Annotated in this window: 13 protein-coding genes; all 13 read left to right on the forward strand. The window is 40.2% G+C overall.

Annotated elements, in window-relative coordinates; translation table 11 throughout:
* Nucleotides 1-36: 36 nt before the first annotated feature.
* Entirely contained in the window at nucleotides 37-945 is a 909-nt protein-coding gene (gene tsf, locus CGICJO_RS05970; RefSeq protein ID WP_486498207.1) for a translation elongation factor Ts, read from the forward strand.
* A 229-nt stretch (nucleotides 946-1174) separates the two neighbouring features.
* Nucleotides 1175-1747, forward strand: a complete 573-nt coding sequence (locus tag CGICJO_RS05975) for a hypothetical protein (protein WP_486498208.1) — start codon at nucleotides 1175-1177, stop codon at nucleotides 1745-1747.
* Nucleotides 1748-1822: 75 nt separating this feature from the next.
* Nucleotides 1823-2404, forward strand: coding sequence for a hypothetical protein (locus tag CGICJO_RS05980; protein WP_486498209.1), 582 nt, complete (start codon nucleotides 1823-1825; stop codon nucleotides 2402-2404).
* Nucleotides 2405-2539: 135 nt separating this feature from the next.
* Nucleotides 2540-3232, forward strand: coding sequence for a response regulator transcription factor (locus tag CGICJO_RS05985; protein ID WP_486498210.1), 693 nt, complete (start codon nucleotides 2540-2542; stop codon nucleotides 3230-3232).
* Nucleotides 3225-4814 carry a sensor histidine kinase gene (locus tag CGICJO_RS05990; RefSeq protein ID WP_486499998.1) on the forward strand — a complete coding sequence of 530 codons (1590 nt, stop codon included), beginning with the start codon at nucleotides 3225-3227 and terminating at the stop codon, nucleotides 4812-4814. The genes CGICJO_RS05985 and CGICJO_RS05990 overlap by 8 nt, the downstream gene beginning before the upstream one ends.
* Before the next feature lie 144 nt (nucleotides 4815-4958).
* Nucleotides 4959-5318: a hypothetical protein gene (locus CGICJO_RS05995; protein WP_486498211.1), complete on the forward strand. Its 360-nt coding sequence runs from the start codon at nucleotides 4959-4961 to the stop codon at nucleotides 5316-5318.
* A 350-nt stretch (nucleotides 5319-5668) separates the two neighbouring features.
* Nucleotides 5669-7081, forward strand: coding sequence for a hypothetical protein (locus CGICJO_RS06000; RefSeq protein ID WP_486498212.1), 1413 nt, complete (start codon nucleotides 5669-5671; stop codon nucleotides 7079-7081).
* Between the two features lie 108 nt (nucleotides 7082-7189).
* The gene (gene glyA / locus CGICJO_RS06005) at nucleotides 7190-8443 is read left to right on the forward strand and encodes a serine hydroxymethyltransferase (RefSeq protein WP_087379244.1); all 1254 of its coding nucleotides are present in this window, start codon (nucleotides 7190-7192) and stop codon (nucleotides 8441-8443) included.
* Nucleotides 8444-8536: 93 nt separating this feature from the next.
* Entirely contained in the window at nucleotides 8537-9814 is a 1278-nt protein-coding gene (locus tag CGICJO_RS06010; protein ID WP_486498213.1) for a replication-associated recombination protein A, read from the forward strand.
* A 4-nt stretch (nucleotides 9815-9818) separates the two neighbouring features.
* The gene (locus CGICJO_RS06015) at nucleotides 9819-10430 is read left to right on the forward strand and encodes a 4'-phosphopantetheinyl transferase family protein (RefSeq protein WP_486498214.1); all 612 of its coding nucleotides are present in this window, start codon (nucleotides 9819-9821) and stop codon (nucleotides 10428-10430) included.
* Nucleotides 10431-10537: 107 nt separating this feature from the next.
* Nucleotides 10538-11323 (forward strand): RNA polymerase sporulation sigma factor SigG, encoded by a 786-nt coding sequence (gene sigG, locus CGICJO_RS06020; RefSeq protein ID WP_486498215.1) that lies wholly within the window; start codon nucleotides 10538-10540, stop codon nucleotides 11321-11323.
* A gap of 98 nt (nucleotides 11324-11421) precedes the next feature.
* A complete protein-coding gene (locus CGICJO_RS06025) occupies nucleotides 11422-12228 on the forward strand; it encodes an acyltransferase domain-containing protein (RefSeq protein ID WP_486498216.1) in 807 nt (268 codons plus the stop codon).
* Between the two features lie 128 nt (nucleotides 12229-12356).
* Entirely contained in the window at nucleotides 12357-14024 is a 1668-nt protein-coding gene (locus CGICJO_RS06030; protein ID WP_486498217.1) for a formate--tetrahydrofolate ligase, read from the forward strand.

Raw genomic sequence — 14024 nt, forward strand, 5'->3', positions numbered from 1 at the left:
TAAATATAAACATCTTATCTGAAAGGATTGATTAAAATGGCATTTACAGCTCAGGACGTAAAGGCATTGAGAGAGAAGACAGGCTGCGGCATGATGGATTGCAAAAAGGCTTTGACACAGGCTAACGGCGATATGGATGCAGCTATCGACTTTTTGAGAGAGCAGGGCCTTGCAAAGCAGGCAAAGAAGGCAAGCAGAATTGCTGCTGAGGGTATGGCTTATGCTGCAACAAACGATACAAACGACATCGGTGTTGTTATCGAAGTAAATGCTGAGACAGACTTCGTTGCTAAGAACGAGGAGTTCCAGGCATTCGTTAAGACTTGTGCAGCTACAGTTATGGAGAAAAATCCTGCTGATGTTGAGGCTCTTCTTGCTGAGACAGCAGTTGGTTCTGATAAAACAATCGGCGAGCTTCTCCAGGAGAAGGTTCTCGTTATCGGCGAAAACATCAAAGTTAGAAGATTCCAGAGAGTTGAAGGTCCTTGCGTTGCTTACGTTCACGCAGGCGGCAAGATCGGCGTTATCGTAACATTTGAGACAGACTTGGCTTCAAAGCCAGAGTTCGTTGCTTACGGTAAAGACCTCGCTATGCAGATTGCTGCTCTTAACACAGCTTACCTCTGCAAAGAGGATGTTCCAGCTGAGGTTTTGGAGCATGAGAAGAAGATCATGACAGAGCAGGTTATCAACGAGGGTAAGCCAGCTAACATCGCTGAGAAGATCGTTATGGGTAAAATCGGCAAGTACTACAAAGAGAACTGCCTCCTCGATCAGGAGTTCGTTAAGGACAACAAGCAGAACATCCAGCAGTATACAAACGCTACAGCTAAGGCTCTCGGCGGCTCTATCAAGGTAACAGGCTTCATCCGTTACGAGAAGGGCGACGGCATCGAGAAGCGTCAGGACGACTTCGCAGCAGAAGTTGCAAGCATGGTAAAATAATTTCCTAATTTCCACGGAAATAACTATAATGAATGTCAACCGCAGGCTTATTTTGGTCTGCGGTTTTTATTTTTGGGTGAAATAAACATAAATATTTATGTATTTTAGTAAAAACACAGAATTTAAAAAAACTGTTGATATTTTTATAGATGTTTGCTAAAATAGAATTAAAGAAATAATATCGTTTAATATATAAAAAGTTATTTTTAAAGAAACAGAGGTGATATTTATGAAGAAAAAAGGCGGAATTTTAGTTCTTATAGTTGTTATAATAGCTGTTGTTGTGTTTGGTATATGGATAACCAGTGAACCGTCAATGCATGAGGAAAATGTAGATATAACCCTTAATGGACTTTCTTTTGAAGATAGTTCACAGGGAAAGCCTTGTGAGGTAAAGCTCATTGGTAAAACCTACATTGACTCCACAAATTCAAAGTATTTTGACGTTCGCCTTGCGGGATATCAGGAAAACCCGGACAAAGGAGGACTGTACATTGACGGAGAGAAAACGGATTTAATGACACTGGTTATTTCCAACAACGGCGAGGAATTTACAGTTTCCGGGTCAACTTTAACTGATGACGCCGAAGAAACGGAAAGTAAGCTGAAATTTGCGGCGGACGCAGATCTTGAATTTCTCATCATATGCAGCTATGACGAAAACGACGAAATCGATAGACTTATTGTCACTCCTGCTGAAACCAAGGATGACGCCTTAAAGCTCATAAATGAATTGCTTCCAAAGGTTATAGGAGAGTTAAATATTCAGACAGTAGAGGAATGGAAAGCTCTGCTTGAATAATTTATGTTGTAATTTTTTGAGGTACAATGGATAATTTGTCAATTAATAATAAGTTGTATTTTGGAGGTGATATTTATGAAGAAAAAAGGCGGTATTTTAGTTGTTATTGTAGTGGTTATTGCCATTGTTGCCTTTGGTATATGGATAACCAGTGAACCGTCAATGCATGAGGAAAATGTTGAGATAAACCTCAAAGGTCTTTCCTTTGATAAAGACACCTTGACAGAGGGCAAGCCTTGCGAAATTAAACTTGTGGGCAAAACCTATATAAACGGAGATGCCAAAGAGTTCAACATATGGCTTGCTGGATATCAGACGGACCCGGACAAGGGCGGAATATTTATTGACGGAGAAAAATCAGATATAGAATCTCTGGGACTTTCCAGAGATGGAAGTGAGTTTCAAATTTTTAACTATTCTACTGGTTCCGTTGAAGATATCAACAAAAATAAATCATACTATAAAATTTGCGTAGGTGCCGATCTTGAATTTCTCATCATATGCAGCTATGACGAAAACGACGAAATCGATAGACTTATTGTCACTCCTGCTGAAACCAAGGATGATGCCTTAAAGCTCATAAATGAACTGCTTCCAAAGGTTATTGGAGAAGGAAGCATTCAGGCTGTGGAAGAATGGAAAGCGCTCCTTGAATAATTTGTGTTGTAATTTTTGACGAGATATAGTATAGTATAATCAAACACATGAAAGTCAATATAAGGCTTTCATGTGTTTTTTGTAATATGAGGTTTATGTTTCTAAAATAAAAAATACAATAAAAGAGGTGATTGTTTGAAAAAAATTCTGATTGCTGAGGACGAAAAGGAGATTATAGGTCTTTTGTCACTGTATCTGGAAAGCGAAGGATTTTCCGTTATTTCAGCCGGAGACGGGCAAGAGGCTTATGAGCTTTTTAACAGAGAAAGTCCTGACTTGCTTATTGCAGATATTATGATGCCAAAGAAAAACGGATACGACCTGATACGTGAGATAAGAAAAACAAGCCAGATTCCCATTATAGTTTTATCGGCAAAAAATTTGGGAAACGATAAAATACTGGGATTAAATATTGGGGCGGATGTTTATATTACAAAGCCTTTTGACCCGCTGGAGGTTGTGGCTTATGTAAAAGCAAGCTTGAGAAGGCAAACCTATAAAGGCGAAGAGAAAGAAAGCGGTGCTGTTATAAACTGCGGCAGGCTGTCACTGGATACGGAAAAGCTTATTTTGACAAAGGATGGAGAGATTGTAAATCTTACATCCACAGAGCTTAAAATACTTATGATTTTGATGAAGCATCCCCAGAGAATTTACACGAAAAATCAGCTTTACCAGCAGATTAACGGTGATTACTACGAAAGTGACGACAACACAATGATGGTGCATATTTCAAATCTCCGCTGTAAAATTGAGGACGACCCGGTAAAGCCGGCATATATTAAGACGATAAGGGGGTTGGGTTATAAATTTGAAAAGAATGTTTAAAGGTAAGAAAAGAAGCATTGTCAGGTTTTGTATTTTTAACTTTGTATTTTATTCCGTTATCGTACTGCTTTTGTTTCTTGTCTTAAATTCCTTGGTTATTCAAAAGCTTAACCGAACTTTTCCCTCAATAAATAATATTCTGGAATATAGGGCTGAGCTTGAAATTGATAACTTTTCATCAATTCCGAAGAATGAATATGAAAACTGCGGTTTTTTGGTTTTTGATATTGACGGAAATCTGCTTTTTACCACCGATGAAGACCTTTCAGAAAGTGTTACAGGTGATGATATCTGGCTTATCAACAGCTATGATTCCGGAACTCATTATCAGATTTCTCAGGTAGAGCTGAATGATGGAAGTATGGGCTATTTTGTAACCTTAAATTTTCGTGATAAGTCTGATGGAACTGAGGAATTGCTGGGTTTTTCTCTGTTGGATGGGAATTACAATATAATTTACGGTGACCTTTTTGAAAACAGCGAAAAGCTTACATATAAAGAATTTGAGTTTATAAACGGAAATTACAACGAGAAAAAAGAGGTTGTAAAGTACGATTATTATAACTCTCAAAGTGATTACAGAACCTTGGTATTTGTTTCAAATCTTTTTACTGAGCAGGCATATGGAGAAGCTGTGTCACAGGCAAATCTGATATGGATTGCGGCTTTTCCTGTGCTTGGAATTTGTATTGCAATTCAGGTTTTTCTGTTTAGACGTGATATTATGCGTTCGATTATGCCGATAGAAAAAGCCATAACAGCTTATGGGGAACAGAAAGACCCGGATTTGAATTTGGAGGATATACCGTCGGAATTTAAAAATACAGCTTCAAAATTTCTTGAAATGCATAAAAATCTGGAACAGGAAAAAGAGGAAAAGGAAGAGGCTTACGGAGAAATCAGAAGGCTGATGACAGATATTTCCCACGACATTAAAACTCCTATTACAGTAATACAGGGATATGCCCAGGCTTTTCTAAACGGAAAAATTCCCGATGAGGAAAGAGAAAAATATGCTGAAATGATTTACAGAAAATCAAATGACGCTGTAAAGCTTATGGAATCACTTTTTGAATATATCAGAATGGAGCATCCTCAGTATTCTGTATCACTTTCGGATGTGGATATATGCGAGTATACAAGGGGATATCTTGCTGAAAGATATGAGGAAATACTCAATAAGGAATTTGAACTGGAACCGGATATACCGGAAGAAAAAATTGTTTGCAGAATTGACGAACTGCTTTTTGCAAGGGTTTACGACAACTTGGTAAACAACATTTTAAGATACAATCCACCGGGAACCTGCATTTATTTCAGTGTAAAAAAATCCGAAAATAAAGTTCTAATTGAGGTTGGCGACAACGGAAAGGGTATTCCGGAAAATTTACGTGACAAGATTTTCCGTCCTTATGTAACCGAGAACAGTGCACGAACAGGCGGAGGCGGCACAGGTCTTGGTCTGTCAATAGCCAAAAAGATAACGGAGCTTCACGGGGGAAATATAACTCTTCATGAGAAACCTCCCAAAGGCATAAAAACTTTATTTACAATAGAACTTAACCAAAAGGAGAAGGGCTGAGGCTTTTCTCCTTTTCTTTATAAAATAAAAAAGAAACCTTAATAAATCTTAAGATTGTCTGAAGCGGAGTTTAATAAAAGGCATGTATTATATGTACATCGGAGGGAACAAAACTCCGAAAATCTTAAAAAGGATGATTGATATATGATTTTTAACGGTAAAAAAACAGCTAAAGGAGCCGCTGTAATTGTTTTGGCTCTCGTAATGTCAATGACTGCGCTTACAGGCTGCGGCGCATTGAAAAAGAATCAGACAACCTCAGTGACACAGACTCAAAAAGAGAATAAAAAGGACGATAAAACTCCTGTGGAAACAGCTGCTCCAACAGAAAATATGAGTTCTGAAGCAAAAGACGGTAAAACAGAAAGCACAACAGAAGTTAAAAAAGAGAATACAGACGCAAAGAAAAAAACAGTAAAAAAGAAAGCTGCAAAAAAGAAGAGCAATAATAAAAAGTCAATTTCACTTGGCAAACTTCCCTCATCTAAAAAAGCAAGCAAGTAAATTTATATAGATTTTTCTTTTGCGAACCGTTTATATAGATTGAGTTTTCGCAGTTTTCATTCAACAATACCTTTCATTAAATATACCTCTAATTATACCTATTTGTTAACCTTTCCTTACTAAAATAGTTGTTCTGTTGGTTCGCTTAAAAGAACAGCAAATCCCCCAAAGAATTGTGATTATTGACGCAATTTCTTCGGGGGATTGTTGCTTTAGGACGATTTTTATTTATAAAATACGTAAATCTTTACCGATGGTGAAAAATATCCACATTTATATGTATTTTTACAGAAATAATGTATAATTATAAGAAGTTAATTAGTATTATTTATAAAAAGTGGCGTACTAAAATGAAAAGAAAATTTCAAATAGCATTGTCGGTAATTTTTATTATCATTATATTTATAGGAATAGACATAAGACCTGACTTTGTTACAGCGGCGGAAATATATGATTATTCCGGATTCTGGAATTGCGGAAACGCAAAAATTTCTGTGGATTCGGCAATTTATTCCTGCGCTTTTTCGGGTACCACGGGTTACGGCGGCGTTGTGTTTCCTTACGGTTCTTCCTTTACTATTTCCTGTGATTATAAGATTTTTGCCGCATGTGCCGCAGGCGGCAGGTTTTACTATTTTACTCAGGTTTCAAATGAAATCACAGACTGCAATATAGTTGTTTACGATTCTAACAGCGGACTTACAGACACTTTTGCTGTTGCTGATATCTCTGTAAGCTCTAATGATATGGTTGCGGCTGACAGCTACGGGAATATCTATTTTGTCAACTCCAATAACGGCAGCTTGGTGAAATGCTTTGCCATGAGCGGACGTCCCTGCGCTGAAATATCTCTGGGAGGTTCTGTTTTAAGGCTTACAACAGCAGGAAACGGAAATGTGCTTGCGGTCTGCACAAACGGAAATTATCTTATAAACAGTTCCGGAGGATGTTCCTATGTGGGCGGAGGAAGCGATGTTTTTCCAAGCGGCAACGGATATTTTTCCGATAACTCAGGCGGTGTTTACAACAGCTCTTTAAATATTGTTTACGGAGGCGGTGGAATGTCTGCCTGTGCTTCGAGCGGCTATGTTGTACATAATTCTGGGTCGCTCCAGCGTGTGGACTCTTCGGGAAAGGCATATGAGCAGGCGGACTGTGTTGATGGAGTCAGCAAGGTTTTTGCCATAGGTGATACGATTATTACCTTTAACGGAGGAGGGGTATTTGATGTTTACACTGTCAATGATTTCTATAAAATACAGGAGGAAACCACCGCTCCCACAACTCAGGTTGTAACAGAGGAAATAACAAGGTCTACGGAAGCCACCCAGGAGGACACGGAAGAAACAGAAATCGAAAGCACAGACACGGAAAGCTTTGTGATGTCATCAGTATACACTATGGACGAAGAAAGGAAATATGTTCTCGGTGTTTTGCCATCCACAAAGGAGGAAGAGTTCATAGGAAACTTTTCCATTAAAAATATTGAATATGATTTACAGCGCAGCAACAATACAAACGAATACATATCAAACGGTGACGTTATAAGCTTTATATCAGAAAATGATACGAATACATACAGGATTGTTGTAAACCGTGACTTTAACTGCGACGGAAAGTTTAATAACGACGATATCGACGCAATGGCGTATCTGCTTTTAAAGGGCGGAAGCATACATCAGTGGCAGCAAATGTCTGTAGATGTAAACAAAAACGGGGATGTTGATTTAAGTGATTTGTATGACAGCTATCTCAACAGGTAAAAAACCACAGTATTTTTGTTGCATAAATGGCGTTTGGGTGATATAATACTAAAAAAAGCTGTTTCATTTTAGGGAATGAAAAAAGTGAAAAGGAAAAGAGGAATTATCATGGCAATTGACATTCTGCACAGCATAGATTTTGTAAACAAGTACGACCCTGAAGTGGGCGAAGCTATGCTTTTGGAACAAAAAAGACAGAAGAGAAACTTGGAGCTTATAGCCAGTGAGAACATCGTTTCTCCTGCTGTTATGGCAGCTATGGGAAGTTTGCTTACAAACAAGTATGCTGAAGGTTATCCGGGCAAGCGTTACTACGGCGGATGCCAGTATGTTGACATTGTTGAGGATATTGCAAGAAAGAGAGCTTGTGAGCTCTTCGGCGCAGAACACGCAAATGTTCAGCCACACTCAGGCGCACAGGCTAACATGGCTGTATATTTCGCAATGCTTAAGCCGGGCGATACTGTAATGGGAATGAACCTTGCAGAGGGCGGACATCTTACACACGGTTCACCTGTAAATATGTCAGGTTCTTATTTCCACTTTGTACCATACGGTGTTGACCCTGTAACACATATTATAGATTTTGACAACGTAAGAAAGATTGCACAGGAATGCAAGCCTAAAATGATCGTATGCGGCGCAAGCGCATATCCAAGAATTATTGACTTTGCAAAGTTCAGAGAGATTGCAGACGAGGTTGGCGCATATCTTATGGTTGATATGGCTCACATTGCAGGTCTTGTTGCAGCAGGCGTTCATCCAAACCCAGTTCCATATGCTGACTTTGTTACAACAACAACTCATAAGACATTGAGAGGCCCAAGAGGCGGCCTTATTCTCTGCCGTGAGGAGTATGCAAAGGCTATAGACAAGGCTATTTTCCCTGGAACACAGGGCGGCCCTCTTATGCACATTATCGCTGCAAAGGCAGTATGCCTGGGCGAGGCTTTGAAGCCTGAGTTTAAGGAGTACGGCAAAAAGGTTGTTTCCAACTGTAAGGCTTTGGCAGACGGACTTTTGAAGAGAGGCTGCAAGCTTGTAAGCGGCGGCACAGACAACCATGTGCTTTTGCTTAACCTTATCGACAGCGATATCACAGGTAAAGAGCTTGAGCATCGTCTTGATGAGGTTTACATCACAGCAAACAAGAACACAGTTCCTAACGAGCCAAGAAGCCCATTTGTTACAAGCGGTGTTCGTATGGGTACTGCCGCAGTAACCACAAGAGGACTTCAGGAAGAGGATATGGACAAGATTGCAGAGTATGTTGCTCTTGCAATGAACGATTTCGAGAACAGCGCAGACAAGATCAGAGCAGGCGTAGAGGAAATCTGCAAAAAGTATCCACTTTACGAATAATATAGAAATAACTTAATAAAGTTAAATGGAAAGGTATTTCGCTTTGCGGGATACCTTTCTGTGGTATTAAATCCATAATTAGAGGTGATAAAAATGTCAACTCCGCTTGCCGACAGGCTTCGCCCTCAGAGCCTTGATGATATTGTGGGACAAAAACATCTTTTAGCTCCTGGTAAGCCTTTGAGAAAAATAATCGAAAGCGGCAAAATTCCAAACCTGATTTTTTACGGCCCGTCAGGTGTGGGAAAAACAACCCTTGCCACCTATATCGCCAAAAAGACCGACAGAACCTTGAAAAAATTAAACGGTACAACTGCGTCAACAGCCGATATAAAGGAGATTTTTGCTCAGCTTGACACTTTCTCAGGAGTAAAGGGAATTTTGCTGTATCTTGACGAAATTCAGTATTTTAATAAAAAGCAACAGCAGACATTGCTGGAATACATAGAAAACGGACGTATAACACTTATCGCCTCTACCACTGAAAATCCGTATTTTTATGTTTATAACGCTATTTTAAGCCGCTGTACGGTTTTTGAATTTAAGTCGGTGGAAAAAGATGAAATAAAAAAGGCTGTTTTGCGTGCGGCTAAAATTTTATCGGAGGAGTCCGAATATCCCGTGGATTTTCCCGATGAGGCGGCGGAGATAATTTCAAGGTCCTGCGGCGGTGATGTGCGAAAAGCCATGAACAGTGTGGAGCTTTGCTTTGCTTCCGCAGAGCTTGCGGAGGGAGTTCTGCATATAAAACCCGAGGACGCCGCAGAGCTTTCCCAGAAAAGTGCAATGAAGTACGACCGTGACGGTGATGAACATTACGACATAGTTTCCGCTTATCAGAAGAGTATGAGAGGTTCCGACCCCGACGCCGCTTTGCATTATCTTGCAAGACTTTTGGAGGCCGGCGACCTTATAAGTGCCTGCCGCAGACTTATGGTGTGCGCCGCCGAGGATGTGGGACTTGCCTATCCTCAGATTATTCCTATTGTAAATGCCTGCACCGATATGGCTATGAAGCTGGGTTTGCCGGAGGCGAGAATACCCCTTGCTGACGCCGTTGTGCTTGTGAGCACTGCGCCTAAATCAAATTCCGCTTACATGGGAATAAACGGAGCAATAGCGGATATAAGGGCGGGAAATATAGGGCCTATACCACGTCAGCTTCAAAATATGCATTACGACGGTGAGGATAATCAGAACAAGGGACAGTTTTATAAATACGCCCATGACTTTGAAAACCACTATGTGGAACAGCAGTATCTGCCCGATGTGCTGAAAAATAGAGTCTACTATAAGTTCGGCGACAACAAAAATGAGCAGGCATATAAGCAGTACTGGGAAAGAGTAAAGGGAAAGAAATTGCCGGGGTGATTTGGTGGATTGTTTTTTAATAGGTAAATTCAGCATTGCTGATGGTGAAAAGAGAAAAACACAACATTCTAAAGGTATGGAACTGCTTTATAAGGGCTTGAGGGAGTTTTATGCAGAACCTGAGCCTGAGAAGTTTTTAATTGAGAAAACCGAAACAGGAAAACCATTTTTTTCTGATAAGCCGGAGTATAACTTTAATATTTCTCACAGCGGTGAACACTGCGCAGTTATGATAAGTGATAAAATATGCGGAGCGGATGTTGAGGAGATAAGAGATTTTCCCAAAAGAGTGATTAAAAGAATCTGCACCGATGAGGAAATAAAGTATCTTTCCTCATTGCCTGAAGAGGAACAAAAAGCCGCCCGGTGGATGCTGTGGACGCTGAAAGAAAGCTATGTAAAAGCATTGGGAAAGGGATTGTCCTTCGGTATGAAAAATATTTCCTTTGAAGCTTTGCCGGAGATAACAGCTTCAATCTGTAAAGCTGAAAAATCATTTTATCTTAAAAGGGAAGATATGGAGCATATAGAACACAAGCTGGGAGATTTTTATATATTTTTCGACGGAGATATTTGTGTTTCTTTTTGCCTGGCGAATTTTTCAATGGATTGTTAACAACTTTACGATACGCATATGTCGGTTTAATTTAATAAAAAATCAGAATGAAAAGCCCCGTTGTGTCAATACTAAGATTAAAGTATTGATGCAAAGGGGCTGTAATTTTGCAGTACAACAAGGTTGAAATTTGCGGGGTTAACACCTCTTCTCTTAAAGTTTTAAAGGAAAGTGAAAAGCTCGAGCTTTTGAAAATTATGAAAACAGGCTCGAAAAAAGAGGCCAAGGCGGCAAGGGAAAAGCTGATAAACGGAAATCTGCGTCTTGTTTTGTCGGTTATACAGAGATTTGCAAACCGTGGGGAAAATGCCGACGATTTATTTCAGGTTGGCGTTATAGGGCTTATAAAGGCTATTGATAATTTTGACCCCACTTTGGACGTAAGGTTTTCAACATACGGTGTTCCAATGATTATAGGCGAGCTTAGAAGACATCTCAGGGATTACAACTGTATAAGGGTTTCACGCTCTGTCCGTGACACGGCTTACCACGCTATGCAGGTTAAAGAAAAGCTTACACTTAAAAACAACAGGGAGCCTACAGTGGAGGAGATCGCAAAGGAACTGAATATTCCCAAGGAAAATGTGGTTTTGGCTTTGGAAGCCATTGTAGAGCCTGTTTCCCTTTACGAGCCGGTGTTTAACGACGGAGCGGACACGGTTTATGTTATGGACCAAATAGGTGACAAAAACGACGATACATCATGGCTTGACGAAATATCAATGAAAGAAGCCATGAAAAATCTTTCCGAAAGGGAAAAGAGAATTTTAGGTTTGCGGTTCTTTAAAGGAAAAACACAGACAGAGGTGGCAAAGGAAATCGGAATTTCTCAGGCTCAGGTCAGCAGGATTGAAAAGGGCGCTGTGAACCGAATAAAAAGCAGTCTGTTTTAATTTAATATTTGTAAAGGCGGCAGAATTGTTATTTGCCGCCTTTTCTTATTATGTGCTTTGATGTTATAATTAAAGAAAAATCATAGGGAAGTGAAAATATGACTTTGGAAAATTTTTGCAGGGGAATAAGCCTTGAAAAAGCCGCCTTTGAAGAGCTTAGAAAGCTGTCTGTTACAGAGGAAGAATATTCCCTTTATAAAAAGCTTTATTTTGAGGCCAGGGAAAAGTTTTTCTCTGTTTTAGAGGGCAAAGAAAATTTCCGCCTGCTGTTTTTGTACTGCTATTGCAGGCTGGCGGCGGAGGATTTTGAAAAATATATTGAGAAAAATATACCGGAGCAGGTTTACTGGGATACTTTTTCTGATATTTCAATCTGGTGCATGAACTGCTTTAATCAGTTTGGTGAGTACGGATTGCAGGAATACCGCTGGCTTTACCGACACATAGACTTAACTCTGTTTCGCCTTGGCAGGCTTCAGTTTGAAAAGGCAGAATCTCCAAAAGTCATTGAAACGGAAAATATCAAAAAAGGCGATAGGGTTATAAACGTCCATATACCACAGGGTGAAAAGCTAAGTTTTGAAGCTTGTGAAAAATCTTTGAAATGGGCGTTAGAGGTTTTCGGAAAGGATATTCCGTATTTGTGCTGTTCATGGCTTTTATGTCCCGACCTTAAAAATGTTTTGGATGAAAATTCAAATATTCTTAAATTTCAAAGCCTTTTCAGCATAATTGAAACAAATTACGAAAGCAGAGAGAGCGAGAAACGAATTTTCGGAAACATAAAGGACAATGCATGCGAATATACAGAAAACACATCTTTGCAGAGAAACGCAAAGTCATATTTGCTTTCCAGAGGCAGATTAGGCGACAGCTTGGGAATTATAAAAAAGGATTTGTTCTAAAAAATACATGATTTTATCAAATCTTTCCATTTGTAATGTGGAATATGCATGAAATGACTCTTGTTAAAACAGTGCTTATATGATAAAATAATACCAAGTAGTATAATTTTTTCGGAGGTGTATTGTAGATGCTTACAGATATTGAAATTGCAACCAGAGCAAAACTTGTTCCGATTGCGGAAATCGCAAAAAATCTGGGTATTACAGAAGAAGAACTTGAGCCTTACGGTCGTTTTAAGGCAAAACTCAATGATGAACTTTTTGAGAGATTGAAGGATAAGCCGGACGGTAAACTTATCCTTGTTACAGCTATCAATCCAACACCGGCTGGCGAGGGAAAAACCACAACCACAGCAGGTCTTGGACAGGCTATGGCTAAAATAGGAAAAAATGCCGTTATCGCTTTGAGAGAGCCGTCACTTGGCCCTGTGTTCGGAATTAAGGGCGGAGCTGCCGGCGGCGGTTATGCTCAGGTACTTCCTATGGAGGACATTAACCTGCACTTTACAGGCGATATGCACGCAATCACAGCGGCTAACAACCTGCTTTGTGCAATGCTTGACAACCACATGCAGCAGGGCAACGCTTTGGGCATTGACCAGAGAAGAATTCTCATAAAGAGATGCCTTGACATGAACGACCGTGCTTTGAGAAATGTGGTTGTAGGTCTTGGCGGAAAAGTAAACGGTATCCCACGTGAGGACGGATTTATCATTACCGTTGCTTCCGAGGTTATGGCAATTCTTTGTCTTGCCAACGATATTAAAGACCTTAAAAAGCGTCTTGGTAATATTTTAGTTGCCTATAAATATGACGGAACTCCGGTTTATGCAAAGGATTTGAAAGCTGACGGAGCTATGACCGTGCTTTTGAAGGACGCTATTAAGCCTAACCTTGTTCAGACTCTTGAGGGAACTCCGGCTATCATGCACGGCGGCCCATTTGCAAATATTGCCCACGGATGCAACTCTGTAAGAGCTACAAAGCTTGCAATGAAGCTTGGTGATTACTGCATCACAGAGGCAGGCTTCGGTTCTGACTTGGGCGCAGAGAAATTCCTGGATATTAAGTGCAGATATGCAGGCCTTAAGCCATCTGCAATAGTTGTTGTTGCCACATGCCGTGCTCTCAAGTACAACGGCGGCGTGCCAAAGGCAATGGTAGGCGAGGAAAACATGGAGGCTTTGAAAGCCGGTATTGTAAACCTTGGCGTACATATTGACAACATGAGAAAATACGGCGTTCCTGTTGTAGTTGCAATTAACAAGTTCGGCACCGACAGTGAGGAAGAGCTTAAATTTATTGAGGAATACTGCATTTCCAAGGGCGCAGACTTTGCACTTTCAGAGGTATTTGAAAAAGGCGGAGAAGGCGGCGTAGAGCTTGCAAAGAAGGTTTGCGAAGCTGTTGAGAAGCCATCAGATTTCTCTGTTATCTATCCTCTTGACATTTCCTTAAAGGAGAAAATCCTGACTGTTGCACAGAAGATTTACGGAGCTAAGGAGGTTGTTTACACAACTGCCGCAGAAAAGGCGATAAAAGAGGTTGAAAGTCTCGGAGGTTCTGAGCTTCCTATATGCGTAGCAAAGACACAGTACAGCCTTTCAGATAACCCTGCACTTTTGGGCGCTCCTAAGGACTTTACAATCACTGTAAGAGACGTAAGACTTTCAAACGGCGCAGGCTTTGTGGTTGTATTTACAGGGGATATTATGACTATGCCCGGACTTCCTAAGGTTCCTGCCGCAGAGAAAATAGATTTAAACGACGACGGTACAATAACAGGATTATTCTGA

The organism is Candidatus Limousia pullorum (assembly GCF_057405065.1).